Source organism: Erwinia sp. S43, assembly GCF_016624745.1.
GTDB lineage: Bacteria > Pseudomonadota > Gammaproteobacteria > Enterobacterales > Enterobacteriaceae > Erwinia > Erwinia coffeiphila.
Map to the genome: position 1 here is coordinate 75,694 of NZ_JACVTX010000004.1, position 26,069 is coordinate 101,762.

The following is a 26,069-nucleotide window of genomic DNA, read 5'->3' on the forward strand; positions in this document are numbered from 1 at the left end:
CGGGTGCAGCAGCAATCTGTAACAGGATACGATCCGTCAGCGATTTTTAACGGCCAGTTCCGGCGGGGCAAAACGTCGATTAGCCAACACCGGCAGCGCCTGTCGCACGGCCACAATCCGTTGCGGGTCTACTTCTGCCGTTAGCAGAGCGGGAACCTCAGCTGCCCTGACTGTGGCAATACCGAGTGGATCAACCAGCAGACTGTTGCCAATATTGCGTGGGCCGCACTCCCCGACTGCAAGCACGTAGCAGGTATTTTCCAGCGCCCTGGCAGTGACCAGAACTTCCCAGTGCATCTCTTTATGCGGGCCTCTTACCCACGCTGCGGGTAGTACCAGCAGCGAAGCACCGTCCAGCACCAGCCGCCGTGCCATCTCAGGGAAACGCAAATCGTAGCAGGTCATCAGCCCGACCTTGATGCCCTCGACATCAATCAGCGGCGGCAGCTCATCACCCGCACTCACGTTGCGGGACTCCTGCATGGCAAAAGCATCGTACAGATGCAGCTTGTTATAGCGGGCGATAATCTCGCCGCACCGAATAGCGATAAGCGTATTAAACACCCGACCTTCACCATCAGGCACGTGCAGCGTGAGTATCGTCGTGAGCGTATTTTGCTGGCTGGCGGAGAGCAGCTGGTTAACAAACGGTCCGTCCAGCGGCTGTGCCGAGCGCACACCCCAGTCAGGGTTGTCGTTGTCCCGAGCCAGTACGGCTTCTGGCAGTACCAGCAGACTCGCCCCTTCACCCACGGCATCATGCATCAGCCCGATACAAATCTCCGCGTTTTCCTGCCATTCGCGGCGTACGGCAAACTGCCCGGCGGCAACTTTCATCGTTCAGCCCAGCTCCTTAACGTGGTAGCGCGGTGACTCTGTGAACCCTTCGCGCAGATAGAAGGCGTTGGCTTTTTCGCGGCGCTCATGGCAGTGAACCTCCATTCGGTCACAGCCGCGATCGCGGGCCAGTTGTTCTGCATACGCCAGCAGATGCTGCCCCGCCCCTTTGCTTCGTTCACCTTCGGCGATGCAAAAATAGCTGATACGGGCAAAATCCCCCGCCAGCGCCAGCTGAGGGATAAAATGCAGCGACAGGAATCCCAGCACCGTATTACCCTGTTCAGCCATCAGCAAACGCTCGGTGTCATCTGCGATCAGTTGCGCCAGCCGCCGCTCAATAAACGGAGCAGTACCCTCATAACCCAGCTCCGCCAGCAGCGCACTCAGGGCAAAAGCATCTTTTGGTTCGGCAAGACGAATATTCATCCACACTCTCCAGACTAAGCCAGCTGTTAATACGATAAACGCTAACAGAAAAAAACCTGTCATTGTTTATAGCCTCAGCCCGGCCCTCCCCGCAAGGGGCCAGATCACAGCCTAATGTTACAAATGCTGATAAGTGTAATCCTAAGTGAAACGGATGGAATTTGTCAGCAGGCAGGACGCCCGATTAATGTTTCCTTAATAATCTTTCGGCAGACTCAGCTCATCCCACTGTAAGAGGTACTCAAGATGAACTGGCTTCCCCGTACCCCAATTGAAAGTCTTGCTATGCTACTGGCCTGTTCAGCAGCAGTGGCCTGGCTGCTGCTATTTTTCTCACGTTAGAGTACAGCGGTCCGGCTTATCCCCTGTGCCGGGCCAGCGTTAGCACGCTCAGAACGTCGGTTTTATCTCAAACCACGATCTTCAGGCGAAAAAAAACCCGCCTCACGAAGCGGGTTTTAAAAATTCTGTCTGATAACTTAAATAGCGGCAACGTTAGCAGCAGATGGGCCTTTGGCACCGTTGGTGATTTCGAACTCTACGCGCTGACCTTCAGCCAGAGTTTTGAAACCATTGCTCTGGATGGCAGAGAAGTGTACGAACACGTCTTTGCTACCATCTTCAGGAGTAATGAAACCGAATCCCTTGGACTCATTAAACCACTTAACGCTACCTTTGATCTTAGACATCTATATTACCTTTACATGAAAAATGGACACTAAACTGTGTCGGTATCTAGTACAGCAATTGCGAAGGCTTTTGTCCAGTAGACAATGATGAAAAAGTGATAAATATCGCCTTTTTTTAACATCACTCATTTTTTTCGCACTTTTCTTCCATTAAAACTGCCAGCGTAGCCAGGCAAAATAAACATTGCCGTTATTGTAGGTACCGGGAATATAGGTCATCTGAAATGATGCAGGACCATAACCTATTGATGCAAGGGGCAATACCACTGGGATAGGAATATAATTCCAGTTGTCGCGCATTGTCACCCCCGCGGTGAAGCCGGCCCCCAGATGGAAGTTATCATCGGCCAGCGGCCGCCATGTTTTTTCCCACCCGTAACCCCCTATAGGCTCCCACTTGTTATAGGAATCTTTGAATGCCATCACGTAGAGACCGTTCCAGTTACCCTGTTCGTTGTAGTGGCTGACTCCAAAGCCCGCACCCCATGGACGCTCGTTATAACGATCGGTTTTCTCTTTGTCATAGGTCCAGCGGTTATGCCAGGTGATAGCAGGAATGTAAAGGTCTACAGTCTGCGGATCGTTCCATGTCTGACTGAGGTTATCAGTTAAAGATTGCCATCCTTCCGCTACTGCATCGTTCAACTTAGAGGCCTGTGCGCCTGCTGAAAGAAGGCCATTCAGCAACAGTAAAAAAAGATATTTTTTCAGGCTTGCCATAATAATTCTCACTTCTCCCCGGGAATGATTAAGAATCAACTTCCTGTAAGGGCCCAAAATTTTGGCCCGGTCAACATTAGGCTATTAATGTTAATTATAGCGTTTTCACCTAAACACACCATTAACTCCTGTTTTTTCTCTATATTATGCAGAAAGCATACTCTGCTAAAAACCAGAATGCATTGATATAAATGAAAAAAAACCAAAACACCGCTCTCTTACCACCTCGAGAAATGGACAGTTTCGAATCAGTTCAGGCTGAAAGTAGCGCTTTATCGCCCCTGATTAATCTCGCTCAATCATATTTACTGCGAAAGTGAACAAAATTTACGCTAAATCATATAAATCATGATTAATTTACGAATGGAGAACAAAGTTATGATCAAAAAACATACCACCAAGCGAATAAAAAGCATAAAATCAATAACTTAAAAAACAACAGCCCCGTAAAAAACTAATAAATCTTATTTATGGATCTGCATCTGAAATTTGATAAGATAATTCTTATCCATCAGAAGACAGGGAGGCTGTAGTGATTAAAATGTTAAGGTGTGGACAATGTGGCAGTACAAAATTCTTCTTTACCGAAGGCAACAACAGCGGTGGGCATCACGGTGCGATTTGCGCCTGCTGTCGTAAACAGCTTAACAGCCAGGATACTGTCGCCGGTTTATCCATCCTTTCCAAAGCCTTATCCACAGCGCTTGCCGAAAAAGTTCTTAATCAAACTTTAAACAAACAGTAATCCCCCTCGCCTGTACCCAACTTCATAAGGCTTAAACGCGCTTCAGAACGCGATGCCAATAGAAGTAACGGGATAATTCGCATTTTGTCACAGGTTGAAAATATCATTCAGAACTGATAATTCATCTATGAATTAAAATACAATTCGTGCCTTTTAAAGGGTGATTACATGCCGAATGGTTTATGTGCCAATCCCGTTTATGTCTTATTTACACGGCTTATTATAGACTGCACTCGTTAATAACCGAGCATTCTTTACGCCTGAGAATGCCTTATTTATCAAATCAACCGTCGGACGCTATATATGAAAAAGCAGGGATTATCCGGCATTATTACGCGCACGGATTCACACTGGATTATTGTTTGTGATTTTGATGGCACAATAAGTTGTGCTGATGTCACTGATACATTAATGGAAAAACTGGGTCATCCTGACTGGCAATTACTGGAGAAACGCTGGATAAATGCCGAAATAGGATCCAGAGAGTGCCTGAGTGGGCAAATATCATTACTTGATGCTTCTCGCCAGCAGATAGATGCCTGCCTGGATCAAATCAAAATCGATCCTGAGTTTTGCCGGTTTGCCCGATGGGCGAAAGCTGAGGCGATACCGCTTTATGTCGTCAGCGATGGTCTTGATTATGCGATCGAACGTATTTTACGCAACAACAATATTGCTGGTCTGCCGGTGATTGCTAACCATCTTGAACAGGTAAGCGACCGGGGCTGGCGCATCAGCTTTCCGCATTTTTCCCCTGACTGCCAGTACGCAAGCGGCACCTGCAAATGCCGGGTGGCGAAAATGTTAAATTACGACGAATTTATCGCCATAGGCGACGGGCGATCCGATTTTTGCGTGGCATCCATAGCGGATCATGTGTTGGCCAAAAAAAGTTTGCTGACTCATTGCCAGAAGGCTGGAATTCCTCATACACCGTTTAACAGTTTCAGAGAAGCTCAAGCCTGCCTTGAACGACTGGTTGCAAAAGAATCACGGTTGATTCCATCTCAGGAGATCTCATGATCGAAAAGCACGACTATTTGCTGCCTGCCGGGCGGATCGGCGTGCTACTGATCCATGGGCTGACGGGAACCCCCGTAGAAATGCGCGGTGTGGCTCGTGAATTTCATCGCGCGGGATATACCGTCTATGCCCTGCAGCTTGCCGGGCACTGTGGCAGCGTTGAAGACCTCATAGCTACCCGTTGGCAGGACTGGTATCAAAGCGTGATCGACGGTGCAGACATACTGCGCAAACAGGTTGATACACTTTTCGTTTGTGGCCTCTCGATGGGAGCGGTACTGGCATTAAAATATACCGCGTCTCACCCCAACGAAGTCGCAGGCGTACTGGCCTATAGCGTGACGTTTCGCTACGACGGGTGGAGCATTCCGCCGCTCTCACGCTTTGCCGCACCCTGGCTACTTCCGCTGGCTGGAATGCTAAATGTGGGTCGCCACAAAATGTTTAATGAAGAACCGCCTTACGGTATTCAAAACGAAGTGCTGAGAAAAAAAATTGCCGACAAAATGCAAGGTGGTAACAGCGCTGAAGCCGGTTTGCCGGGTAATCCATGGCCTTCACTCAACGAATTTTTACTGCTATCGCGAAACGTCCGCCGCAAGTTACGCCATATTCACACCCCCTGCCTGCTGTTACATGCCAGCAACGACGATATCTCGCATCGCCGTAATGCCGAACTGGTGCGTGATACCGTCAGTGGTCCAGTGGAAATGGTACTGCTCCCCAATAGCTATCATATGATTACCATCGATAACGATCGGCAGGAACTGTTTCAACGTTCGATTGCTTTCATCCGCCGCTACAGCGTTAACACGGCGCTTACGCTGAGTGAGGCGCTATGAGCCAGCTCACCCTGATACTGTGGTTACTGAATGTACTTGTCGACAGCCTCGGCCAGCTCTCATTTAAAGCAGCAGCCAGCGGCAGCGTACACTATGAAGGTATGCAACAGTGGCGATATATGCTGCGGCGGCCGTGGCTTTGGCTGGGGATGGCATGCTATATCCTGGAGTTTTTGCTGTGGCTGGCCTTCCTCACGCTTGTTCCTCTCTCTGTCGGTATGCTTCTTGGCTCAACCAGCATTGTCACCATTATGCTCGCCGGGCGGATCTGGTTTAAAGAATCGCTGACCCGCTGGCGGGTAATCGGTATTTTGTTGATTTCTCTGGGCGTTGCGATAATAGGGATTAATTGATGAAACGTTTCTACATTGTTGGTTTCCTCGCACTGATGATTTTCGACACGCTGGCTCAGATCAGTTTTAAGGCAGCGGCTATCCATGCATTTCCGCTCACCATGGATTCCGCGTGGCTCTCTCGTGTATTCAGCCACCCGTGGATTTATGGCGCATTCGTAGGCTATGCCGGTGCCTTTTTCACCTGGATGACGCTGCTGAAATACGCCCCCATTGGGCCAGCCTTTGCCGCATCCCACCTTGAAATTATCAGCGTCACTTTGCTATCGGTATGGCTATTCGATGACAGCCTGACACTCATAAAAATAGTCGGTGGATTGCTAATCCTCGCCGGAATACTCTTCCTGGCAAAAGGTGAAATCGCCCATGTTAAGGCTGAAGCGGAACAGCAGGCAGAATGAGCCGTTCTTTTTTTCAACGCCAGCTGCCGCCAACCGCCGGATTGCCGCTGCTCTGGCGCGATTTACTCCCACCTCGCGCTGATTTTTCAGATCGACTGGCGCAGGAACTGGGTATTCCTCCACCGCTGTTAACCTGCTCAGGCACTGCTGCACTGATTATTGCCCTACGCACCTTGCAGCAGCGACAGCCCAATCGACATCGTATTATTGTCCCCGCCTGGACCTGCCCGCTGGTAGCGCTGGCTGCGCATTATTGCCCTCCGCTCAAAATCGTTCCCTGTGATATGGAGTACGGTGGCATTAATTTCGACAGGGAGCGCTTGGCACAGCTGTGTGATTCGCAAACGCTGGCCGTCGTAGTCACTCACTATGCTGGCCGGGTGGCCGATACAGCTGCCGTGATTAAAATCGCAGCAGCTCACGGCACGGCGGTCATTGAAGATGCAGCACAATCAATGGAGGCAAAAAATGCCGGTGAAAGCGTCGGCCTGGCGGGAGACATTGGCTTTTTCAGTCTGGCGATGGGAAAAGGGTTAACGACGGTAGAGGGAGGAGTGCTGTTCAGCCGCTCGGCTGAACTGCAAAAAGAGATGGAACGACAGATCGCCCGCGATTTACCCTGGCGCGCGGGCTGGGAACTGCGCCGTATCATCGAACTCTGGGGCTATCGGCTGATGTATCATCCTGACAGGCTGGACTGGGTTTATGGCCGGCAGCTTCGCAGTGCGCTGAATCGCGGCGATGCGGTTACCGCCGTTGGCGATGATTTCACCGTAGACGATATCCCTTTGCACACATTGGGCCACTATCGTCAGCGAGTCGCCGCCTCGGCTTTGACTCGATTTTCAGCCTGGCAACAACAAAACAGCCTGCGGGCAAAGAGCAGACTCGCCGAGCTCAGGCAGCTTGCTGGCGTAACGGTCCTGCAGGATGGGCCGCACCAGCAGGGAGTGTGGCCATTCTTTCTACTGCTGATGCCTGACCGCGGCTCTCGCGACCGTGCGATGCAGCACCTTTGGACGGCTGGATTGGGCGTGACCCGGCTGTTTATTCATACTTTATTCGGCTATCCCGCCGTTACGCCATTATGTCTGCCCTCCTCCATACCCAACGCGGAAGACTTTGCTGCTCGTTCACTGAGCATCAGCAACAGTCACTGGGTTGAAGACGATGATTTTGCACTGATTGTTTCCGTGCTGCGCGCTGCACTAACCACCTGAAGCCCGCTGAACAACAGCCAGCAGCTGTTGATTAAGACGGTTTTGCGAACGCTGCCATTCCGCAGCTTCACTGGCCGATATCAACTGCTGGCCATCACCGGCGCTTAACCAGCGTTTGAGGCGGCTGTGATACTCACATGATGAGACTTCTCCGGTGATATCCATCCCCACCAGCCGATTGGCACAGGCCTCAATCAGTAATTCCAGATGTTTTAGCTCAAAACATCCCTGATCCCAGTTGGTTTGTACCACCTGCTTGCTTAAGACATCTTTATCCAGTGACAGATAAATCGGGTCGCCGCTTAGCTGACGTAAAAATGCCGACAGTAAACTATCCGGATCATCAAAACGGTGATTACACTCCCCTGCACCCAGCCAGTTAAGCCACCGGGTATCCACACCGATGCTCCAGTAGTGCAGCTTCTTAGATAACAGAGGGCGCAGATGATTTTCCCAGGCGTGACTCAGAGCAATATCGGATGAACAGATACCCAACACGTGTATTTGACTAATCTGCGGCAAACGGCTGGCATGATAAACCCAGGAGCCACAGTGGATGCCGAAAGGATAGAGCATATTATCCGGATGGTTATCGCAGATAATCAGCTGCACCGGGCGGTCCGCTGGCAGACGCTGTAACAGCAAATAGCTGAGATGGTGGTAGTCCCCACTTCCGGTGAAGACGCAGCCATAGCGCTCGGGCAACAGATCCCGACTGGCGGCTATTAGCTTTCGCCAGTCACCCCAGCCGGCCCCAAAGCGGACCCGCTGCTGCCAGTCAGACAACGGCAGTATTGTTGCCTGCTCCAGTCCGGCCACTGAACCATCAAAGTCCAGCACCAGTGGCCGATCTTCTGCCGTCAGCCAGGGGGAGGATCGGACCACTTTTTATCCCCCTCCAGATAATGACGAAAATAGCACACCGCTGCCCGCAGGAGCGGATTTCGCACGCGCACCAGATGCCGGGTAAAAGTAAAGCTGGCACCGAGGCTGGCCTTGACTTCCGGGTCGGTCCAGCCCGCAACGTATTCCTGCAATCCCTGCTCGATGGCGTACTCCAGATTGACAAACCAGCTGACAAAATAGAGGTTAAATTTCATCGCCAGTGAATAGTCGAAGCCAATATACTTATCCACCAGTCGGCCCTGAAACTGATAGCAAAGGTTGAAACCGACCAATCGATCTTCGTACCAGTAGCAGAACAGTTTTCCGGCACTGTGCCGGTCCAGCAGCAAATGGTCAAAGAACTCGGCGCTAAGCAAATCAAAATGCACCTCACTCTGCTGCCACACCGAAAGATAAAACTGATAGAGCTGAGCACGCCAGTGGGGATCTTCCAGGCGTTCTTCACCACAGTGAATTACCTCAATACGAAGCTCATCACGGCTGCGAAGCTTGCGGCGAAGATTACGACGCCGGCTACGGGACATGCGCGCCAGAAACTCATCGGTGCTGGTAAAATCGATCGGAACAACCGCCAGCGCCTGGCCTTCCACACAAATGTAACCTTGCGCTTCCGCCGCCGCTATCAGGCGGCGACTGTAGTCGTTATCCGCTGCAGACAGCAGCGGTGACGAAATGGGAAGATCTTTAATAATGGTCAGAGAATGCTTATTACCGCAGTGGGTTTCAATCCATCCCAGCAGCGCGGCCGGCTCCTGCTGCCGTGGCAGGCAGGCATATTCGCTGGTCGTTGCCCCAATAAAACAGGTATCCAGCGTGAGCCACTTCCGCCAGCCCGGGAAACCGGGCCAGCGGGCTAACCGCTGGCGCAGCGCGGGTTCAACGGTCGTTAACAGATCGAACCGGGTGGTAAATATCGGCAGGCCGTTTTCGGCAATCCGCACGTTAAATCCTTCAGGCGGATGGAGTGCAAACGCCGAAATAAGCCCCGCCGGTTCCAACTGATTGACGTACCCGTCTTTCATCATATGCAGAGGATTACCGCTCACGTTTTGCCCGAACCAGCAGTTGATCCAGCAGCACGATAGCCTGATCGATTTCAGCGCGACTGATCTCCAGAGATGGCGCAAAGGTGATCACGTTTTTATAGTATCCCCCGACATCCAGAACCAGTCCGGTTTTCTGCCCCTGATACTCCAGCGTACCGGAAAGGCCAATATCCACCATTTTATCGAGCAGTGCTTTATCAGGCGTGAATCCATCAGGTCCGCAAAGTTCCGCACGCAGTGCCAGACCAAGACCGTCAACGTCACCAATCTCTTTATGCTGGCTCTGTAGCGATTTCAGCCCTTCAAGGAAATAAGCTCCACTCTCCATAACCTGACGTTCATAATCTTTCTCTGCCAGCATATGCATCACTTCCAGGCCAACGGCGGTGCCCAACGGGTTCGAAGCAAACGTCGAGTGGGTGGAACCTACCGGGAAGGTGGTCGGATTAATCATCTCTTCACGCGCCCAGATGCCCGCCAGTGGATTAAGCCCGTTAGTCAGCGCTTTACCAAACACCAGCACATCCGGAGTAATGCCAAAGTGTTCAATCGACCACAGCTTGCCGGTACGATAGAAGCCCATCTGGATTTCATCCACCACCAGCAGAATGCCGTGCTGATCGAGCACCTTTTTCAGCGCGGGATAGAAGTTACGCGGTGGAATAACGTAGCCGCCGGTTCCCTGCACGGGTTCGATATAGAACGCAGCGAATTCTGCCTGCTGCGCTTTAGGATCCCACAGGCCGTGGTACTCGTTTTCAAACAGACGGGCAAAATCGGCCACCAGTTTTTCCGCATATTCTTCAGGCGTCATGCCTTTTTGACGGCGGAACGGATACGGGAATGGAATAAACTGAGCGCGTTCGCCAAAGTGACCAAAGCGACGGCGATAGCGATAACTGGAGGTGATAGATGATGCACCCAGTGTGCGACCGTGATAGCCCCCTTCAAAGGCAAACATCCGGCTTTTACCGTTGCAGAAATTTCGTACCAGCTTCAGGGAATCATCAACGGACTGCGAACCGCCCACGTTAAAGTGTACTCTTCCTGGCAGGCCGAACTTACGTTCCATATCCTGAGCAATAATTTTTGACAGCTCGATTTTGGTGGGATGCAGATACTGGCTGGCCAACTGTGGCAGCCGATCGATCTGGCTTTTTAACGCATTATCGAGCCGGGCGTTAGCGTAGCCAAAATTAACCGCTGAATACCACATTTGCAGATCGAGATAGGGAGTATCTTCCGCGTCAAACAGAAAGCTTCCCTGACAGCGGTCAAATATTTTCGGGGGGTTAACGTAATGAACCGTATCGCCATACGAACAATACTTCGCTTCATCCTGCAACAGCTGCTCTTCATTAGACGTCATCATATCTCCTTGGCACTTTACTCCATATAAGTTCTGCGAGTATATCCTGCAAAAAAAATATTTCAGCGCATGCAGAGGGTATGTTGACGTTTAGTTGATAATTAAAATAGCCATATTTATTTTGAAATTCTTTCTCGAACCAAAAAACAAAAATAGTAAATAATTACATTTTAGAATTTAAAAAAGCATGATTACTCAAGAATATTATTAATATTCCGGCCATCTGAAAAACACAAATGACCGGAATAAAAAATCAGAAAATAAGCTTAAAGACACCGGTAATCGTTAACAGGCCGACGATAAAAATAATTGCGATGACCCAGAGAATAATTTTCATTCTTCATCTCCTTCAAAGGAAAAAGCCACAGGACTCGTCAGTAAGTCCCTGTGGCTTAAGTATAGAAGAAGATTACCGCTTCGCCGATTTGTGGGTTACAGCACCGCCGACAGCAGCCACACCAGCACAAAACCGGTCAGGCCCATTGCGGTCGTTAACACCGTCCAGGTTTTCAAGCCGTCGGCAACCGACAGGCCTAAATAGCGGGTCACCACCCAGAAACCGGCGTCATTGACGTGGGAAAGTCCCAGCCCGCCAAAACAGGTCGACAGCGTGACCAACACCAGCTGCATATCGCTCAGCCCTGTCACCGCCTGAGTTAATAACCCGCTGGTGGTCAGAATCGCCACGGTGGCCGACCCCTGCGAGGCCCGCAGCGCCAGCGAGAGCAGGAACGCAGCCGGGATCAGCGGCAGATTAATCGTCTCCAGCGACAGTGCCAGCGCTTTACCTACGCCGGATTCAACCAGTACCTTACCAAATGCGCCACCGGCACCGGCAACCAGAATGACACCTGCCGAGCTGGGAATAGCGCGATCCAACAGGTCACTCAGTTTGTCGCGGCTCCAGCCGCGGCGCAGCCCCAGTAGCCAGGCGGAGAGCGCCAGCGCAATCAGCAGCGCAATAGCCGGCGTTCCCACCAGCGTTAACACCTGACGAATGATATTGCCTTCAGGCAGGACGCTGTGTGCCAGGGTGCCCACCACAATCAGCACGATAGGTACGACGATCAGTGAGGAAATCAGCCAGGCACCGGGGGCCTGCTCATCTTTCGCGCTCTGACTGCCTTCCGGTTTTGCCAGCTGTAACTGCTCCAGCACGCTGACCGACAGCTGATACTGACGGCGGTTCATCGCTTTCGCGACGAAATAGCCCACCACGCCAACGGGAATGGAAACGGCTATACCCAGCAGCATCAGCCAGCCCATATCGCTGCCTAACAGCCCCGCCGCTGCCGCCGCACCGGGATGGGTTGGCAGCGCCACGTGCACGGTCAGCATGACACCGGCCATCGGCAGACCATATTTCAACGGTGAAACGCGGGCCACCTTAGTAAAGCCATAGATAAGCGGAATAACGATAATAAAGCCAACTTCAAAGAACACCGGAATGCCGAGAATAAAGGCCGCCATGGTCAGCGCCGCAACGGTACGCTTAATTCCCAGCACCTGGGTAAAGCGCTGGGCCAGGGATTCTGCGCCACCGGAGCATTCAATAATCGCCCCCAGCATTGCACCCAGCACGATAATAATGGTTATCGAACCCAGCAGGCCGCCCATTCCGGCGGAAATGACCTTCATAATATTATCGGCGGGAATACCGGTGGCGATGGCGACCAGCAGGCTAACCACCAGCAAGGCGACAAAGGGATGCACTTTAGCTTTGATGACCAGCAGCAGCAAAATCAGCACGCTGGCAACGGCAATGGTTAATAACAGGGCGGTAGACATAAAAAAGCCTCAATAATTATTTTATTTCAGTACTTTAGAGCACTGTTAGCAGCAGCATTTTCCCTGGCATTTAGCCAGATTCAGGCAACAGAAACCCGACGCTGCGCAGAATTTGCGCAGCGCGGTGAGTCATAACGTCAGATTATTTCCAGGCGTCGAACCAGCCCAGACCTTCCAGAGTGGTAGTACGTGGGAAATATTCGCAGCCGATCCAGCCCTGATAACCGCTGCGGTCAATCAGATCGAACAGCCACGGATAGTTCAGCTCGCCTTCATCCGGTTCATGGCGATCGGGCGCGGAGGCAATCTGAATATGTTGGTACTGACCGACGTAATCGGCGATCAGATGGCTCAGGTTGCCATCCACCAGCTGTGCGTGGAACAGATCGAGCTGGGTGAAAACATTGGGCCTGTCGACGCGCTTAACGATGTCCAGCGTCTGATACTGGCTGGAGTAGAGATAGTTCAACTTGGTTTTCGGGTTCAGCGCCTCAAGCAGCACGCGAATACCGTGTGGCGCAAAGCGGTCAGCCGCATAACGTACGTTGTCGATGAAGGTTTGGCACCAGGCTTCGCGGTCGGCACCCGGCGGCACCACCGAAGCCATCACGTGGACCTGGCGGCAGTTCAGCGCCAGCGCATACTCCAGCGCGCGATCGATATCACGACGGGCATCGTCTTCTCGCCCCGGGATAGCGCAAACGCCCCACTCTCCCGCCGCCGCATTCCCCGGTGCGGTATTGAACAATACCAACTCCAGGTTATTACGCGTCAGCGCCTCTTTCAGTACCGCCGCGTCGTAATCGTAAGGGAATAAAAATTCAACGCCTTTAAAGCCAGCCTTTGCCGCCGCATCAAAGCGCTCAAGGAAAGGCAGTTCGTTAAACAGGGTAGACAGATTAGCAGCAAACTTAGGCATGTCTTCAGCTCCGTAATTCAGCCACTTCGTCATCGGTCAGATAACGAATAGGGCGATCGCCCAGGGTAAATATCAGTCGGGCAGTCTCTTCCAGTTCTTCGGTATTATCCGCCGCCTCACGCAGCGTTTTCCCCACCACCACCGGTCCGTGATTCGCCAGCAGGAATGCCCGGTAGTTCGGCGCCAGCTTCGCCAGATCCTCACCGAGACGAGGATCGCCCGGACGATAATAAGGAACAACCGGCACATCGCCAACGCGCATCACAACATACGGCGTGAAAGGACGAATGCAGTTTTTGCTGTCCAGCCCTTCCAGGCAGGAAAGTGCGGTCAGATACAGGCAGTGCAGATGCACGATGGCACCGCACTCCGGGTTGTTCTGATAGATCGCACGGTGGAAGCTGATCTCTTTCGAGGGTTTATCGCCACCGATCCACTCTCCTTCCGGAGTGACCTTCGACAGTCGTTCGGCCACCAGCTCGCCAAGGCAGGAGCCTGTCGGCGTCGCCAGCAGCGTGCCGTCCTCCAGGCGCATCGATAAATTCCCTGCCGAACCGGTGGCATATCCGCGCTGGAAAAATGAGGCTCCCAGCCGGACCATTTCTTCTCGTGCCTGCTGTTCAGTCATACTACGAACTCCGTTTGCGCCCGGGCAAAAAAGTTTTCATCACCGAAATTACCGGATTTCAGCGCAAGGGACACCGGCTGCGTGACCGATCTGACCCACGGAACTCCGGGAGAAATCACCGGACCGATGTGGAAAGCATCAATGTTCAGCGTCTGCGCCACCACGCCCGAGGTTTCGCCTCCGGCAACGATAAAGCGCTGCCAGCCCCGCTGTTGCAGTTCACGCACTACGCTGGCAAACAGCTGCTCAACGGCCTCGCTGCTCTGCTGCGCACCGTACTGTTGCTGAATCCGCTGCAGCGTTTCCGGTTCAGAAGTGGCAAACAGCATCGGAGCCAGCGGCTCATCAGCATGCTTCGCCACCCAGTCGCACAGCTCGTGTGCATAGGCCTCGCGCTGTTGCAGCGCGCGCTCCACATCAACCGCCTGCGAGGAAGCCTGTTGACGGTAGCGGGAAACCTGGCGGTTGGTCATCGTCGAACAGGAACCTGAAATCACCACCGCCCGTCCACCCTGCGGTTTACCCGCTGCCTGCGCCTGTTCGCGATCCCAGCCGCTGGTTGCCCACTGCCGCGCCAGGCCAATTGCCAGCCCGGAACCGCCGGTCACCAGCTTCATCTCACGCAGCGCTTCCCCCTGAGTCAGCAGATGCTGCTCGTTAAGCGCATCCAGTACCACATAACGCACGCCCGCTGCCGCCAGCTCGGCCAGCTCTGCCCGTACCGCCTCAACACCGCGATCCAGCGTCTGGCTGGCGATCAGCCCGGCTTTACCCGCTGCCTGTGCTTCCATCAGGCGCAGCAGATTGCTGTCGGTCATTGGCGTAACCGGATGATGGCGCATACCTGAATCGGACAGCAGCTGGTTCATCACGAACAAATGCCCTTGATAGACGGTACGACCATTCACCGGCAGCGACGGCGAAATGACCGTCTGAGTTTCACCCAGCGCGGCCAGCAACGCATCGGTGACCGGGCCGATATTCCCTTTCGCGGTGCTGTCAAAGGTCGAGCAGTATTTAAAATAGAACCGTTCGCAGCCCTGCTGCTGCAGCCAGGCCAATGCCGCAAGGGAATCCTCGACGGCTTTTTCCGCCGCGCAGGAACGCGACTTCAGGCTAACCACAATCGCTTCGGCATCCAGCTGGCGGTCGTCCTGCGGCACACCGTTAACCTGCACCGTTGACATACCGTTCTGCACCAGAAAACTGGCAATATCGGTAGCACCGGTAAAATCATCAGCAATCACACCCAGGCGCATTATTTCTGCTCCTTTTTTTCCGGCAGCGTAATGCCGCTAAAGATCTTGATCACCGCGCTGTCATCCTCGCGGCCGTAGCCTGCGTTACTGGCGGAGGTGAACATGTTGAACGCCGTTGAGGCCAGCGGCAGCGGAAAGTGCAGCGCTTTCGCCGTATCAGCGACCAGACCGAGATCCTTCACGAAAATATCGACGGCGGATTTCGGCGAGTAATCACCGTCAACAACGTGGCGCATACGGTTTTCAAACATCCATGAATTTCCCGCCGCGTTCGTCACCACGTCGTACATGGTATCCAGCGGGATACCCGCACGTGCCGCCAGCGCCATCGCTTCTGCTCCGGCCGCAATATGCACCCCGGCCAGCAGCTGATGAATAATCTTCACCGTCGAGCCAAGACCGATTTCACTGCCAATGCGATACACCTTGCCCGCCACCGCATCCAGCACCGGCTGCAGGCGTTCGAAGGCAGCATCGCTGCCCGACGCCATCACCGTCATCTCGCCCGCCGCGGCTTTCACCGCGCCACCGGAAACCGGCGCATCCAGCATGATCAGCTGATACTGTGCCAGCTGCTGTTCAATGCTCTGCGCATCGGCGGAAGAAATCGTCGAGGAAACCATCACGGCGGTACCCGGCTTCAGGTGTGAAGCCAGGCCATTTTCACCAAACAGAATGGCCTTAACCTGAGCGGCATTGACCACCAGCAGCAGCACCGCATCCAACTGGTCGGCGAAATCATCAGCACGGCTCTCTGCCGCCTGTGCGCCGCTATCGCGCAGGGTTTGTAATGCCTGTGGATTGAGATCCACGCCCCAGGTCCGCAGGCCTGCCTTAATACAGGATTGCGCCGCGCCCATGCCCATAGAACCGAGGCCAACGACACAAACCGACATTGATGCTGCGTTTGACATACGCTCTCCGTGTTAATTTTGGTGATAATTTGTTTTCTTGTGTGAAGTATAGGCGTTTTAAACCGCAAACTTGGTGATACACATCACAATAATTAACAATAAGGACAACAAGGTTCACATAGATTAACAGTGGAAAAAGAATATTTATGAAAATAAAATCATCATTATTCAGTAGGATAGGTGAATTCACTGGCTGAAAAGCTGTGACGGAAAATCTTCGGCGTGATAAATTGGTAAAAATTGTGGTGTTGTATCGCTGAGCCGATGACATTTTTCAACACCGTTTGCAGGTTACGCCGCTTATTCGCAAGGAGAGTTCATGATACCCGTTGAACGCCATCAACAAATTTTATCGCTGGTGCAGGAACGTGGCGTAGTCAGTATTGCCGAACTGACCGAACGACTGGCGGTCTCCCATATGACGATTCGCCGCGATCTGCAAAAGCTGGAAGAACAGGGAGCGGTAATGTTGGTTTCCGGTGGTGTGCGTTCTACGGAGCGATTATCCAGTGAGCCTTCGCATCTGGATAAAACCAGTATGTTCAGCCAGGAAAAACAAGCCATCGGCGCTGCGGCAGCCCAGCATATTCCCCGTAACAGCTGCCTCTATCTGGACGCAGGCACCACCACGCTGGCGCTTGCCCGCGAACTCAGCGTTCGTGATGATCTGCTGATCGTCACCAACGATTTCGCCATTGCCAATTTTCTGATTGATGGCAGCCAGTGCAGGATGATCCACACCGGCGGCACCCTGTGTCGCGATAACCGATCCAGCGTTGGAGAAGCCGCCGCTCAGGCCCTGCGCGGACTGTCCATTGACATCGCTTTTATCTCGGCATCCTGCTGGGGCACGCGCGGAACCTTCACGCCGGATGAGGAAAAAATTGCCGTTAAGCGTGCTGCCAGCGAAGTAAGCCGTAAACGGGTACTGCTGGCCGACAGTTCAAAATACAATAAAATTGCCACTTTTCTGGCACTACCGCTCGAACAGTTTGATGGCATAATCACCGATCCACATCTTTCGGCGTCCGCCAGTCGTGAGCTGGCAGCAATGAATATAGATATCACTATTGCGGGTTAAGCCCCTGCATCACGGTGTAGTGGCCATGATGTTCACTACACCCGATGCGATTTACCTTTACATAACCATTCATTTATTAGCGATTGCCATCACAAACTGTCATTTTGCTCGGAACATCCTCTCCGGATGCGGCGCTTTATAGCTAAACTTATGAAGTCATCTTAAGGACTCACTTGTTACCAACTTCACCCTGACCGTTATACCCACTCTGTTCAAGCTCAGTAAAGGGAACGGATTGTCCGGCAACTATCAAACCGGGTGCTTGAAAGAGGCAGGGTATACAAGGAGATCCCTATGAGCACAATCAATACCAGCATGGGCCGTTACAGCCTGACAGCCAAAGATGCGGGAAACCATATCAAAGGTTCGATTGCTATCAATGATGAAGGCGGCACGCAACTCACCTGCCAGGAGTTTAAAGAGCACTACCTGGATGATGTTGTAAATAATGTGATTTATCCCGTCACCGGAGGTAACCGGCAAATAACGCAGGCGCTCCGTGACGAAATGATCAAGGCCGGTTTTTATCAGCCTCACTAACTAAAGTGTAAACTTCAGACGTCAGTGAAACGGCTTTCGTAACGGAATTTGTTCAGCTGTTTCCGTAATCGATTTATAAGATCGATATCAACTAATCGATCTATATAACCAATTATATTTTATACAGAATTTGTGCGACCATGCCCCTGTACCACCCAATGGTAAAGTCGAGAAATAGCTTTATTTGCCCACGTTTCGTGGGCTTTTTTTTATAAAAACGCTACGCTCCCCAGTCACAAGACGGATAGGATATGTTCAATTGTATACTGCGATACTCATCGCAGCAGGCAAATAAAACATCCGTCACCTGACGGCTAAACATGGAGCGTAACGATGGACGAAATTCGTATTCACCCCGCTAAACTGCACCAGATGGTTAACAGCCTGTGGCAGCATGCTGGCAGCAGCCAGTCTGAAGCAAGAAAAATTGCCGATCATCTCGTTGCCGCCAATCTTGCCGGCCATGATTCCCACGGCGTGGGCATGATCCCTACCTATATGACCTCCCGCGCGTTAGGAAATCTGCAACAAAACCGTGAACTGCGGATCGTCAAGGATACCGGGGCCGTGTTAACGGTTGATGGCCAACAGGGATTTGGCCAGGTGATGGCCGCTGAAGCGATGGAATTGGCCATTGGCCGTACCCGCGAGCTGGGCATGTGCGCCATCGCCCTGCGTAATTCCCACCATATCGGCCGTATTGGTCACTGGGCCGAGATGTGCGCCAGCGCCGGATTTATCTCGTTCCACTTTGTCAACGTCGTTGGCGATCCGCTCGTCGCTCCTTTTAACGGCAGCGACCGCCGGTTTGGCACTAACCCGTTCTGCGCCGTTTTTCCGCGCCCCGGCCAGCCGCCTCTGCTGTTGGACTTCGCCACCAGCGGCATTGCCTACGGTAAAACCCGCGTGGCGTGGAATAAGCGCGCAACGGTTGCCGAGGGGAACCTGATTGACAACCACGGCCAGCCGACCTGCGATCCCGCCGTGATGCATGAAACGCCTTACGGCTCTCTGCTGGCATTCGGCCTGCATAAAGGGTATGCGCTGGCGGTGATGTGTGAAATTCTCGGTGGCGCACTTTCCGGCGGCAAAACCACCCACCAGGATTCGCTGCAAACCTCATCGGCAGCGATTTTCAACTGTATGACCAGTATCGTGTTGGACCCTGCCGCGTTCGATGCACCGGAAATGCAGCAGGAAGCGCAACGGTTTATTGACTGGACGAAAACCTCCCCGCAGGCAGGTGAGCAGCCGATTAAAGTGCCCGGTGAATGGGAAGAAGAACAGCGCGCCGAACGTCAGCAGCACGGTATTCCGATTGATGCCAACAGCTGGCAGCAGCTGTGTCAGTCAGCACGTGAAGCCGGAATGCCGGAAACCGAGCTGGCAGGTTACCAGCCCTGATCCATCGGCAAAAGCGGCGGAGCTTATGCAGCCGCCGCTGGCCGCTCAGCGGGAGAACAGCAGCTTAATTCCCGCCGCCGTGAAGAACAGCGCAAACACGCCTTCAATTCCGCGACGGCATTTCTGGTAGCCCCGGCTCATCATCTGAGTAGAAAACAGCAGCGCGTAGCTGCCAAACACTAAGATACCCAGCAGCGCGCAGCCACAGACAATAAACGGCAGCAGCAGCGGTGAAGCGTCAGCATGAATCCCCAGAGACATAATAGCTGTCCACACCAGTATCGCCTTCGGATTACTGAGATGCAGCAGTAAACCACGCCGATACAGCGCGCGGTAAGAAACTGGCATCGTTACGGCTGCGTTCAGCTGGTATGGCTTGCTTTGCGCTGCGCTGCGGGCCGCCTTAAATGCCAGCCAAAGCAGGTAGATGCCGCCGACGATCTTAATCACCGTCACCGCCTGCGCCCACGCCAGCAGCAGCGTCGACAGACCGGTTGCGACCAGCAGCGCCCAGCACAGCGAACCACTGATCACACCGGCAGCCAGCATCAGAGCAGGGAGTCGCCCCTGGCTCATCGCCACCCCCATAATGGCCATATTGCTGGGGCCCGGGCTGGCCGTTCCCAGTAAGTAGGCCGCATAAACCGGCAACAGCGCCAGCAGAATATCCATCTTCCCTCCCCTGTAAAATGGCCAACGGTGGCCCTGTATCGCTGTTATAGCACGCCGGTCTGCACTGCGGCTAATGCGCATATTCCGCACGGTGAAATCTTGATTTTCGACAATCATCGAACAGATAAACCGCATAAAAATGTAACCAAACATTTCAATATGCGTGTTTTTATGTATTACATTATTAACATTTTCCGGGGAGGTGTTGAAAATAGCAGAATGAGATAAGGTTCTAAAAATGCAGATAAATTAACAATTTCAATTACACTCTAAAAAAATAACACACAGTTTACATATTTCACTAAACCTTTATATTTTCTGTGGTTATTATATCCATACTGTTCCACAAAATTATATTTATATCCCTCGCAGCTATAAAAAAACGATAAAATGAACGTCGACATTTCTTCTCAAGGAGAAATTTCCTTCGTATTTACCCCGGACCGACAGAGATAAAAAATCCTTACTCATCATAATTATACATTTCATTCACATCTAATCATCATTTAACCAGCCTGAGTTAACATTTTCCGCCAGCGATTTAACCTCTCCACGAAACACTTCCACGTAATAATGATTGCTGTTATAGCCGCGATCAATATTACTGTTACTACTCCTTCACCTGATTTGGTCTTAGGATCAAACCGTAGTCGATGAGAATCCCACAATTATCCACCTTCACTTTTCCGTAATGTAGTCTATTTGTTAATTGTGGGTAAAAAAATAAAAGGCAGTATTATGTTAGATCGAGGTAAGCAATGTTCGGATTAGATGCGTATCACCTGGCAAGGATACAGTTTGGCTTTACCGTAGCCTTTCACATCCTTTTCCCCGCTATCACCATCGGGCTGGCCAGTTTCCTTGCGGTACTGGAAGGTCTGTGGCTGAAAAGCAAAAACGAGGTTTATCGCGACCTCTATCATTTCTGGTCAAAAATTTTTGCCGTCAACTTCGGAATGGGCGTGGTATCTGGCCTGGTGATGGCCTATCAGTTCGGTACCAACTGGGCTGGATTCTCGCAGTTTGCCGGCAGTATCACCGGCCCGCTGCTGACCTATGAAGTCCTGACCGCATTCTTCCTTGAGGCCGGCTTCCTCGGCGTCATGCTGTTTGGCTGGAACCGCGTCAGCCGTGGCCTGCACTTCTTTGCAACCTGCATGGTGGCGCTGGGAACGATTATTTCCACCTTCTGGATACTCGCTTCCAATAGCTGGATGCAAACGCCACAGGGCTACGCGGTGGAAAACGGTATCGTGGTCCCTGCCGACTGGATGGCGATCATCTTCAACCCGTCATTCCCTTACCGACTGCTGCATATGTCCGTGGCGGCTTTCCTGGTGACCGCGTTCTTCGTCGGCGCTTCGGCAGCCTGGCACCTGTTGCGTAAAAACGATACGCCCGCCATTCGCAAAATGCTGTCAATGGCGCTGTGGATGGCGCTGATCGTGTCGCCGATTCAGGCGATGATCGGTGATGCACACGGCCTGAATACGCTGGAGCATCAGCCAGCCAAGATTGCCGCGATTGAAGGACACTGGGAAAACCCGCCGGGTGAAGCCACACCGCTGATCCTGTTCGGCATCCCGGACATGAAAGAAGAAAGAACGCGCTATGCGCTCGAAATTCCCTACCTCGGCAGCCTGATTCTGACTCACAGCCTCGATAAACAGGTTCCGGCACTGAAGAGTTTCCCGAAAGAAGATCGCCCTAACTCGCTGGTGGTATTCTGGTCATTCCGCGTCATGGTTGGCCTGGGCATGCTGATGATTCTGATGGGAGTTGTCAGCCTGTGGATGCGCCGCGGACAGCGTCTTTACACCTCTCGTCCGTTCCTGTGGTTTGTGCTGCTGATGGGGCCATCCGGGCTGATTGCGCTGGTCGCAGGCTGGATCACCACGGAAATGGGGCGCCAGCCGTGGGTCATTTATGGCCTGCTGCGCACCCGCGATGCCGTTTCGCTGCACAGTACGCTGCAGATGGCGATCTCGCTGATCGCTTTTATCCTGGTTTATATCTCCGTGTTCGGCATCGGCTACACCTACCTGGCTAACCTAATCAAAAAAGGTCCACAGGCAGGTGAAGGTGACCATACGCCAGAAGGTGGGCCGGGGACTTCGCACACGCCTTCTCGCCCACTGTCGGCGGTGCAGGAAAAATTAAATTCATCGGAAGAGGGAAAATAAGATGGGAATCGATCTCTCCATTATCTGGTTTACCATCATTGTCTTCGCCACCCTGATGTACATCATTATGGATGGCTTCGATCTCGGTATCGGCATCCTGTTCCCGTTCAATAAGGACCCGGTTGAGCGCGACATGATGGTGAATACCGTCGCCCCTGTGTGGGACGGCAACGAAACCTGGCTTATCCTCGGCGGTGCCGCGCTGTTTGGTGCCTTCCCGTTGGCCTACGCGGTGATCACCACTGCGCTTGCCGCACCGTTAACGATTATGCTGATCGGCCTGATTTTCCGCGGCGTGGCTTTTGAGTTCCGCTTTAAGGCAACGGAAGAGCACCGTCCGTTCTGGGACAAAGCCTTTATCGGCGGCTCGTTTGTTGCCACCTTCAGCCAGGGCGTCGTGCTGGGCGCGGTGATCAACGGTTTCGAAGTCACCAACCGTACCTACAGCGGCCCGGCGCTGGCATGGCTGACGCCGTTTAGCCTGTTTTGCGGAGTAGGTCTGGTTCTGGCCTATGCGCTGCTGGGCAGCACATGGCTGATCATGAAAACCGAAAATGAACTGCATCGCAAAATGACCGCGCTGACTAAGCCGCTACTGCTGGCGCTGCTGGTGGTGATTGCCATCGTCAGCGTCTGGACACCGCTGCTGCACGAGAACATTATGCACCGCTGGTTCAGCCTGCCTAACCTGTTCTGGTTCCTGCCGGTTCCGGTGCTGGTGCTGGCCGCTGCGTGGGGCCTGCTCAGCGCGCTGAAGCGCCACGCGCACTACACGCCGTTCCTGCTCACCCTCGCGCTGGTATTCCTTGGCTTTACCGGCCTCGGCATCAGCATCTGGCCAAACATCATCCCACCGTCGATCACCATTTGGGATGCGGCTTCGCCACCGCAGAGCCAGGGCTTTATGCTGGTTGGCGGTCTGCTGATCATTCCGGTGATTCTGGTTTATACCTTCTGGAGCTACTACGTCTTCCGTGGGAAAATTAAGCCGGACGAAGGTTATCACTGATATTTAACATTCAGGGTGGATCAAGCGATCCACCCTTTTTTACATCCGGTTAAACGTAAATTCATATTTTCATACAAATTCCGACAGTCATCTGCCCTCAGTGGGCTACGCTTATTATCCCACATGAGGAAATCATGCCATCAAAGGAGGCAGTATGAGTCTGTTTGATAAAGCGAACGATAAAGCGGAAGAAGCTCTCGGCAAAGGCCAGGAAGAGTTTGGCAAAGCCGTCGACTCTCCTGAGCATGAATTTAAGGGGAAAGTCCGCCAGCAGGCGGCAAAGGCATCCTACGCCATAGATGATGCGCTGGACTGTGTGAAAACCAAGACCAAAGACTCTCCGCTGGTTTCACTGGCGATTGCAGCCGGGGTCGGTTTCCTTGCGGCTAAAATTTTCGGCCGCAGATAGTTAACCCGATAAAATCGCGAAACTATTAACGAAAAAACGCCCGCGAACGGGCGTTTATTTTCAGGCTTCAGCGTGATGCTGCATCGCCCACACTTCATGACAGGTCATAATAGCTAAAAGTAACGATAACCCACTTCCTGAGAAATAGAGCCAGCGGGTAAAGGCTACATCACCGGTCATTGATAAAAGTTCGAGAAAATTTTCCAGCATTTCACGCGGGATAATATTGATTTGAATAAATGTAATCAATAAAAAGAATATCAAATAAGATAAGACAAAAGAAAACACACACCATATAGCAAACAGTAGTCTTCTCATAGACTCCCTCCCTGATCAATACTTATCAAAAACTCCCTTCAGTTGCATTGAGGACATCTTACCTTAACCCTCTACCAGGTGAAAATCAGTTGATGCTGTCTGCCCTCAATATCATAAAAATGTCCTTAAAACGCATTTTTGAGAGAAACCGTCACCGGGTGGCATGGTGTAATGACAACGAGAACAAAAAGGATTTCACCACTGATGGTATCGATAAAGGGGGTCACATATGGACAGGCTATCATCCTCAAAAAGTTGGCACCATGCCATGTTTTCCAGCACTGCCGCACTGGCGATGCTGTTCTTTAGCAGCACGCTTTGCGCAAAACCGCTAACGTTGAATAATATACCCGAACAGCAGACATCATCTGTTTATCCAAATACTAATACTGCTCAACCTCTCGCCAACAACTTACCCCCCATGCCGAATTATCAGGATCACAGACCGGAGCCGCTAATGCACGGCGAAGGGTTTAACTACGATCTTTATTATAACTATCATTTAACGCCCCACGTTATTCTTCATCCTAACTTGCAACAAACAACCAAACCCGGAGCTGTAGAAGATAACTCACGGCTGTTCGTTGGCGGTCTGGGCGCTGAAATTAAGTTTTAAGTTTTACCCGCCGGTTTATTACACTGCTGAACTGGCGGGACTCCCGCTATATATTACCTGCCACAGAAATAAATAGTAACCATGCTAATTATTTCCATACAATAAATTCACTTCGCTAAGCATTCTCCGCACAAAAATATAATCCCTGCCACTTGTTTACATGCTGTCATACGGCAGTCGTAAAACATTGACTACGGCAGGCATGACAACAGCATTTTATCTCTACGCGCCCGGCGGTTAACCGTTAATGGAATTCGGTGAAGCAAGACCGTCGGGTGATAATAAAAAAGGTCATTATTATGCAAAGAAAAGCAGATACAGGTCGGAGAATGAAAACACTCGCGCTAGTGTGCAGCGGTGCCCTGGTGATGTTTTCTACGGTTTCCCGGGCCGACATGGCACCGTTGAGCGTTGATTCATCCTATATGTTCGGTGACTGGGGTGGCCTGCGTTCGCAGTTAAAAGACGACGGCGTGGATTTCCAGGTGAACTACACCATGGAATCCGCCAGCAATCTGGCCGGCGGCTATAAAACATCAACCACCGCCCGCTATACCGATCAGTGGGCGTTTGGTACGACTCTCGATTTAGAGAAACTGCTCAACTGGGACGATACCCAGTTCCAGTTCACCGTCACCAGCCGTAACGGCCACGACCTCACCGAACATATTAACGATCCCCGCACCGGCGGCCTGTCATCGGTAGAAGAAGTTTATGGTCGCGGTCAGACCTGGCGCCTGACTCAGTTCTGGATGAATAAAGGCTTCTTCGATCGTCTTATCGAAGTGAAAGCCGGTCGTGTTACCGTCGGCGAAGATTTTGATTCCTTCCAGAGCAATTTTGAAAACCTGGCGTTCGGCAGCGGGCAGCCGGGAAACTGGCGCGGCGACCGCTGGTTTAACTGGCCGGTTTCCCAGTGGGGCGGCCGCGTGAAGCTTAACTTTACGCCGGAAGTTTTCCTGCAGGTCGGCTTCTACAATCAGACCGCCAGCAACTACGATACCGGGAACGGCTTCCGCCTGGATACCAGCCCGACGCTCGGTAATTTGGTCCCGGTAGAACTGGGCTGGAAGCCGGTGTTCGGGCCTGAAAAACTGCCGGGCAACTATCGTATGGGCGTGTTTTACTCATCGGTCAACGGCGATAAGTACTCCAGCTATCGCAACGGCAGCTATAACGACGATGCCCACGCCTACGGCGGCTATCTGCTGCTGCAACAGCAGCTGACGGCTATGGACGGTGATAATCAGCGTGGGCTGAGTATGACGGTACAGGGCGTGATGAACGATCGACGCACCTCGAAAACCGATAACTATCAGGCGATGACCTTTGTCTGGAAAGGACCGTTCGCCGCACGCTCACAGGATGAAATTGGCATGGGTGCGGCACGCATTCACGTCAACAGCAACTACGGGCGCATGCAGCATCGTATTAATGAAGAAAACGGGGAGAGTAATTATCACAGCCCGACCTATCTGCCCATCCAGCACGGTTCGGAATATAACTACGAGATCTACTATAACGCGCGCCTGACTAACTGGTTCAGCCTGCGGCCAAACCTGCAGTACGTCGCCTCTCCGGGCGCTGTCAGCGAAGTGAAAAACGCCTTTATCGGCGGTCTTAGCGCTAACGTTAATTTCTAACGTTCGTGTATTAAAACTGTGCGAGAGCGGTGTTCTCAGGCCCCTTTGGGGCCTGAGCATTGGCATCTACACCGCGTCATTTCAGATAAAAGCAGAGCGGCCCGTT

28 protein-coding genes are annotated in these 26,069 nt (G+C 52.3%); 14 read left to right on the top strand and 14 right to left on the bottom strand.

Annotated features, from left to right (window positions below; all coding sequences use genetic code 11):
• Window positions 1-36: 36 nt before the first annotated feature.
• The 4 genes from IBT47_RS06600 to pagP all read right to left on the bottom strand — a co-directional run bounded on the left by IBT47_RS06600 (window position 37) and on the right by pagP (window position 2,675).
• Complete coding sequence (locus IBT47_RS06600) at window positions 37-837, bottom strand: deaminated glutathione amidase (protein ID WP_200559845.1); 801 nt, start codon at window positions 835-837, stop codon at window positions 37-39.
• Window positions 838-840: 3 nt separating this feature from the next.
• Window positions 841-1,266 carry a GNAT family N-acetyltransferase gene (locus IBT47_RS06605; protein WP_200559846.1) on the bottom strand — a complete coding sequence of 142 codons (426 nt, stop codon included), beginning with the start codon at window positions 1,264-1,266 and terminating at the stop codon, window positions 841-843.
• Window positions 1,267-1,745: 479 nt separating this feature from the next.
• On the bottom strand, window positions 1,746-1,955 hold the full coding sequence (gene cspE / locus IBT47_RS06610) for a transcription antiterminator/RNA stability regulator CspE (protein WP_004156612.1): 210 nt from the start codon (window positions 1,953-1,955) through the stop codon (window positions 1,746-1,748).
• Window positions 1,956-2,105: 150 nt separating this feature from the next.
• Window positions 2,106-2,675, bottom strand: coding sequence for a lipid IV(A) palmitoyltransferase PagP (gene pagP, locus IBT47_RS06615; protein ID WP_105591172.1), 570 nt, complete (start codon window positions 2,673-2,675; stop codon window positions 2,106-2,108).
• A 532-nt stretch (window positions 2,676-3,207) separates the two neighbouring features.
• On the opposite strand from pagP, the gene IBT47_RS06620 reads away from it, so the two are divergent.
• From IBT47_RS06620 to IBT47_RS06645, 6 genes are all read left to right on the top strand, one after another.
• Window positions 3,208-3,420: a hypothetical protein gene (locus tag IBT47_RS06620; protein WP_200559847.1), complete on the top strand. Its 213-nt coding sequence runs from the start codon at window positions 3,208-3,210 to the stop codon at window positions 3,418-3,420.
• A gap of 303 nt (window positions 3,421-3,723) precedes the next feature.
• A complete protein-coding gene (locus IBT47_RS06625) occupies window positions 3,724-4,443 on the top strand; it encodes an MtnX-like HAD-IB family phosphatase (protein ID WP_105591023.1) in 720 nt (239 codons plus the stop codon).
• Window positions 4,440-5,285: a carboxylesterase gene (locus IBT47_RS06630; RefSeq protein ID WP_200559848.1), complete on the top strand. Its 846-nt coding sequence runs from the start codon at window positions 4,440-4,442 to the stop codon at window positions 5,283-5,285. Before IBT47_RS06625 ends, IBT47_RS06630 begins: the two co-directional genes overlap by 4 nt.
• Entirely contained in the window at window positions 5,282-5,638 is a 357-nt protein-coding gene (locus IBT47_RS06635) for an EamA family transporter (protein WP_105591021.1), read from the top strand. Before IBT47_RS06630 ends, IBT47_RS06635 begins: the two co-directional genes overlap by 4 nt.
• The gene (locus IBT47_RS06640) at window positions 5,638-6,039 is read left to right on the top strand and encodes a multidrug efflux SMR transporter (protein ID WP_105591020.1); all 402 of its coding nucleotides are present in this window, start codon (window positions 5,638-5,640) and stop codon (window positions 6,037-6,039) included. Before IBT47_RS06635 ends, IBT47_RS06640 begins: the two co-directional genes overlap by 1 nt.
• Window positions 6,036-7,259, top strand: a complete 1,224-nt coding sequence (locus tag IBT47_RS06645) for a DegT/DnrJ/EryC1/StrS family aminotransferase (protein WP_200559849.1) — start codon at window positions 6,036-6,038, stop codon at window positions 7,257-7,259. Before IBT47_RS06640 ends, IBT47_RS06645 begins: the two co-directional genes overlap by 4 nt.
• On the opposite strand, the gene IBT47_RS06650 is transcribed toward IBT47_RS06645, so the two are convergent.
• From IBT47_RS06650 to ltnD, 8 genes are all read right to left on the bottom strand, one after another.
• Window positions 7,248-8,144, bottom strand: coding sequence for a hypothetical protein (locus IBT47_RS06650; protein ID WP_200559850.1), 897 nt, complete (start codon window positions 8,142-8,144; stop codon window positions 7,248-7,250). The genes IBT47_RS06645 and IBT47_RS06650 overlap by 12 nt on opposite strands.
• Complete coding sequence (locus IBT47_RS06655; protein WP_200559851.1) at window positions 8,120-9,211, bottom strand: GNAT family N-acetyltransferase; 1,092 nt, start codon at window positions 9,209-9,211, stop codon at window positions 8,120-8,122. Before IBT47_RS06655 ends, IBT47_RS06650 begins: the two co-directional genes overlap by 25 nt.
• Window positions 9,201-10,583, bottom strand: a complete 1,383-nt coding sequence (locus tag IBT47_RS06660; RefSeq protein ID WP_200559852.1) for an aspartate aminotransferase family protein — start codon at window positions 10,581-10,583, stop codon at window positions 9,201-9,203. The genes IBT47_RS06655 and IBT47_RS06660 overlap by 11 nt, the downstream gene beginning before the upstream one ends.
• Before the next feature lie 429 nt (window positions 10,584-11,012).
• Window positions 11,013-12,368, bottom strand: coding sequence for a GntP family transporter (locus IBT47_RS06665; protein WP_200559853.1), 1,356 nt, complete (start codon window positions 12,366-12,368; stop codon window positions 11,013-11,015).
• Window positions 12,369-12,510: 142 nt separating this feature from the next.
• The gene (locus IBT47_RS06670) at window positions 12,511-13,287 is read right to left on the bottom strand and encodes an HPr family phosphocarrier protein (protein WP_200547347.1); all 777 of its coding nucleotides are present in this window, start codon (window positions 13,285-13,287) and stop codon (window positions 12,511-12,513) included.
• A 4-nt stretch (window positions 13,288-13,291) separates the two neighbouring features.
• Entirely contained in the window at window positions 13,292-13,915 is a 624-nt protein-coding gene (locus tag IBT47_RS06675) for an aldolase (protein WP_200547346.1), read from the bottom strand.
• Entirely contained in the window at window positions 13,912-15,174 is a 1,263-nt protein-coding gene (otnK, locus tag IBT47_RS06680; protein ID WP_200559854.1) for a 3-oxo-tetronate kinase, read from the bottom strand. Before otnK ends, IBT47_RS06675 begins: the two co-directional genes overlap by 4 nt.
• Window positions 15,174-16,088, bottom strand: coding sequence for an L-threonate dehydrogenase (gene ltnD / locus IBT47_RS06685; RefSeq protein ID WP_200559855.1), 915 nt, complete (start codon window positions 16,086-16,088; stop codon window positions 15,174-15,176). Before ltnD ends, otnK begins: the two co-directional genes overlap by 1 nt.
• 319 nt (window positions 16,089-16,407) lie before the next feature.
• Between ltnD and ygbI the strand changes: the two genes are divergently transcribed.
• The 3 genes from ygbI to IBT47_RS06700 all read left to right on the top strand — a co-directional run bounded on the left by ygbI (window position 16,408) and on the right by IBT47_RS06700 (window position 19,113).
• Window positions 16,408-17,169: a DNA-binding transcriptional repressor YgbI gene (gene ygbI, locus IBT47_RS06690; RefSeq protein ID WP_200559856.1), complete on the top strand. Its 762-nt coding sequence runs from the start codon at window positions 16,408-16,410 to the stop codon at window positions 17,167-17,169.
• A gap of 294 nt (window positions 17,170-17,463) precedes the next feature.
• The gene (locus IBT47_RS06695; RefSeq protein WP_200547343.1) at window positions 17,464-17,709 is read left to right on the top strand and encodes a hypothetical protein; all 246 of its coding nucleotides are present in this window, start codon (window positions 17,464-17,466) and stop codon (window positions 17,707-17,709) included.
• A gap of 333 nt (window positions 17,710-18,042) precedes the next feature.
• Window positions 18,043-19,113 (top strand): malate/lactate/ureidoglycolate dehydrogenase, encoded by a 1,071-nt coding sequence (locus tag IBT47_RS06700; RefSeq protein WP_200559857.1) that lies wholly within the window; start codon window positions 18,043-18,045, stop codon window positions 19,111-19,113.
• A gap of 45 nt (window positions 19,114-19,158) precedes the next feature.
• Here the strand turns inward: IBT47_RS06700 and IBT47_RS06705 are convergent, their stop codons facing one another.
• The gene (locus IBT47_RS06705) at window positions 19,159-19,785 is read right to left on the bottom strand and encodes a LysE family translocator (RefSeq protein WP_200559858.1); all 627 of its coding nucleotides are present in this window, start codon (window positions 19,783-19,785) and stop codon (window positions 19,159-19,161) included.
• A 758-nt stretch (window positions 19,786-20,543) separates the two neighbouring features.
• Between IBT47_RS06705 and IBT47_RS06710 the strand changes: the two genes are divergently transcribed.
• From IBT47_RS06710 to IBT47_RS06720, 3 genes are all read left to right on the top strand, one after another.
• Window positions 20,544-21,968, top strand: coding sequence for a cytochrome ubiquinol oxidase subunit I (locus IBT47_RS06710; protein ID WP_105591008.1), 1,425 nt, complete (start codon window positions 20,544-20,546; stop codon window positions 21,966-21,968).
• Window position 21,969: 1 nt separating this feature from the next.
• On the top strand, window positions 21,970-22,977 hold the full coding sequence (gene cydB, locus IBT47_RS06715) for a cytochrome d ubiquinol oxidase subunit II (RefSeq protein ID WP_105591007.1): 1,008 nt from the start codon (window positions 21,970-21,972) through the stop codon (window positions 22,975-22,977).
• A 154-nt stretch (window positions 22,978-23,131) separates the two neighbouring features.
• The gene (locus IBT47_RS06720) at window positions 23,132-23,386 is read left to right on the top strand and encodes a CsbD family protein (protein WP_105591006.1); all 255 of its coding nucleotides are present in this window, start codon (window positions 23,132-23,134) and stop codon (window positions 23,384-23,386) included.
• 60 nt (window positions 23,387-23,446) lie between these two features.
• Here the strand turns inward: IBT47_RS06720 and IBT47_RS06725 are convergent, their stop codons facing one another.
• Complete coding sequence (locus IBT47_RS06725) at window positions 23,447-23,704, bottom strand: hypothetical protein (protein WP_105591005.1); 258 nt, start codon at window positions 23,702-23,704, stop codon at window positions 23,447-23,449.
• A gap of 229 nt (window positions 23,705-23,933) precedes the next feature.
• Here IBT47_RS06725 and IBT47_RS06730 point away from each other — a divergent pair, with 229 nt between their 5' ends.
• Together IBT47_RS06730 and IBT47_RS06735 are read left to right on the top strand one after the other, a co-directional pair.
• Window positions 23,934-24,320 (top strand): carbohydrate porin, encoded by a 387-nt coding sequence (locus IBT47_RS06730; RefSeq protein ID WP_200559859.1) that lies wholly within the window; start codon window positions 23,934-23,936, stop codon window positions 24,318-24,320.
• 329 nt (window positions 24,321-24,649) lie between these two features.
• Complete coding sequence (locus IBT47_RS06735) at window positions 24,650-25,963, top strand: carbohydrate porin (protein ID WP_370569864.1); 1,314 nt, start codon at window positions 24,650-24,652, stop codon at window positions 25,961-25,963.
• The last annotated feature ends 106 nt before the right edge of the window (window positions 25,964-26,069 follow it).

Excerpts from the sequence above, each read along its gene's own strand:
- IBT47_RS06675 (WP_200547346.1), bottom strand. The coding sequence starts at position 13,915 with ATGACTGAACAGCAGGCACGAGAAGAAATGGTCCGGCTGGGAGCCTCA.
- IBT47_RS06725 (WP_105591005.1), bottom strand. The coding sequence starts at position 23,704 with ATGAGAAGACTACTGTTTGCTATATGGTGTGTGTTTTCTTTTGTCTTA.
- IBT47_RS06640 (WP_105591020.1), top strand. The coding sequence starts at position 5,638 with ATGAAACGTTTCTACATTGTTGGTTTCCTCGCACTGATGATTTTCGAC.
- IBT47_RS06645 (WP_200559849.1), top strand. The coding sequence starts at position 6,036 with ATGAGCCGTTCTTTTTTTCAACGCCAGCTGCCGCCAACCGCCGGATTG.
- IBT47_RS06630 (WP_200559848.1), top strand. The coding sequence starts at position 4,440 with ATGATCGAAAAGCACGACTATTTGCTGCCTGCCGGGCGGATCGGCGTG.
- cspE (WP_004156612.1), bottom strand. The coding sequence starts at position 1,955 with ATGTCTAAGATCAAAGGTAGCGTTAAGTGGTTTAATGAGTCCAAGGGA.
- IBT47_RS06635 (WP_105591021.1), top strand. The coding sequence starts at position 5,282 with ATGAGCCAGCTCACCCTGATACTGTGGTTACTGAATGTACTTGTCGAC.
- IBT47_RS06710 (WP_105591008.1), top strand. The coding sequence starts at position 20,544 with ATGTTCGGATTAGATGCGTATCACCTGGCAAGGATACAGTTTGGCTTT.
- IBT47_RS06730 (WP_200559859.1), top strand. The coding sequence starts at position 23,934 with ATGGACAGGCTATCATCCTCAAAAAGTTGGCACCATGCCATGTTTTCC.
- IBT47_RS06695 (WP_200547343.1), top strand. The coding sequence starts at position 17,464 with ATGAGCACAATCAATACCAGCATGGGCCGTTACAGCCTGACAGCCAAA.
- IBT47_RS06705 (WP_200559858.1), bottom strand. The coding sequence starts at position 19,785 with ATGGATATTCTGCTGGCGCTGTTGCCGGTTTATGCGGCCTACTTACTG.
- otnK (WP_200559854.1), bottom strand. The coding sequence starts at position 15,174 with ATGCGCCTGGGTGTGATTGCTGATGATTTTACCGGTGCTACCGATATT.
- IBT47_RS06605 (WP_200559846.1), bottom strand. The coding sequence starts at position 1,266 with ATGAATATTCGTCTTGCCGAACCAAAAGATGCTTTTGCCCTGAGTGCG.
- pagP (WP_105591172.1), bottom strand. The coding sequence starts at position 2,675 with ATGGCAAGCCTGAAAAAATATCTTTTTTTACTGTTGCTGAATGGCCTT.
- ygbI (WP_200559856.1), top strand. The coding sequence starts at position 16,408 with ATGATACCCGTTGAACGCCATCAACAAATTTTATCGCTGGTGCAGGAA.
- IBT47_RS06625 (WP_105591023.1), top strand. The coding sequence starts at position 3,724 with ATGAAAAAGCAGGGATTATCCGGCATTATTACGCGCACGGATTCACAC.
- IBT47_RS06600 (WP_200559845.1), bottom strand. The coding sequence starts at position 837 with ATGAAAGTTGCCGCCGGGCAGTTTGCCGTACGCCGCGAATGGCAGGAA.
- IBT47_RS06700 (WP_200559857.1), top strand. The coding sequence starts at position 18,043 with ATGGACGAAATTCGTATTCACCCCGCTAAACTGCACCAGATGGTTAAC.
- IBT47_RS06660 (WP_200559852.1), bottom strand. The coding sequence starts at position 10,583 with ATGATGACGTCTAATGAAGAGCAGCTGTTGCAGGATGAAGCGAAGTAT.
- IBT47_RS06720 (WP_105591006.1), top strand. The coding sequence starts at position 23,132 with ATGAGTCTGTTTGATAAAGCGAACGATAAAGCGGAAGAAGCTCTCGGC.
- IBT47_RS06735 (WP_370569864.1), top strand. The coding sequence starts at position 24,650 with ATGAAAACACTCGCGCTAGTGTGCAGCGGTGCCCTGGTGATGTTTTCT.
- cydB (WP_105591007.1), top strand. The coding sequence starts at position 21,970 with ATGGGAATCGATCTCTCCATTATCTGGTTTACCATCATTGTCTTCGCC.
- IBT47_RS06670 (WP_200547347.1), bottom strand. The coding sequence starts at position 13,287 with ATGCCTAAGTTTGCTGCTAATCTGTCTACCCTGTTTAACGAACTGCCT.
- IBT47_RS06665 (WP_200559853.1), bottom strand. The coding sequence starts at position 12,368 with ATGTCTACCGCCCTGTTATTAACCATTGCCGTTGCCAGCGTGCTGATT.
- ltnD (WP_200559855.1), bottom strand. The coding sequence starts at position 16,088 with ATGTCAAACGCAGCATCAATGTCGGTTTGTGTCGTTGGCCTCGGTTCT.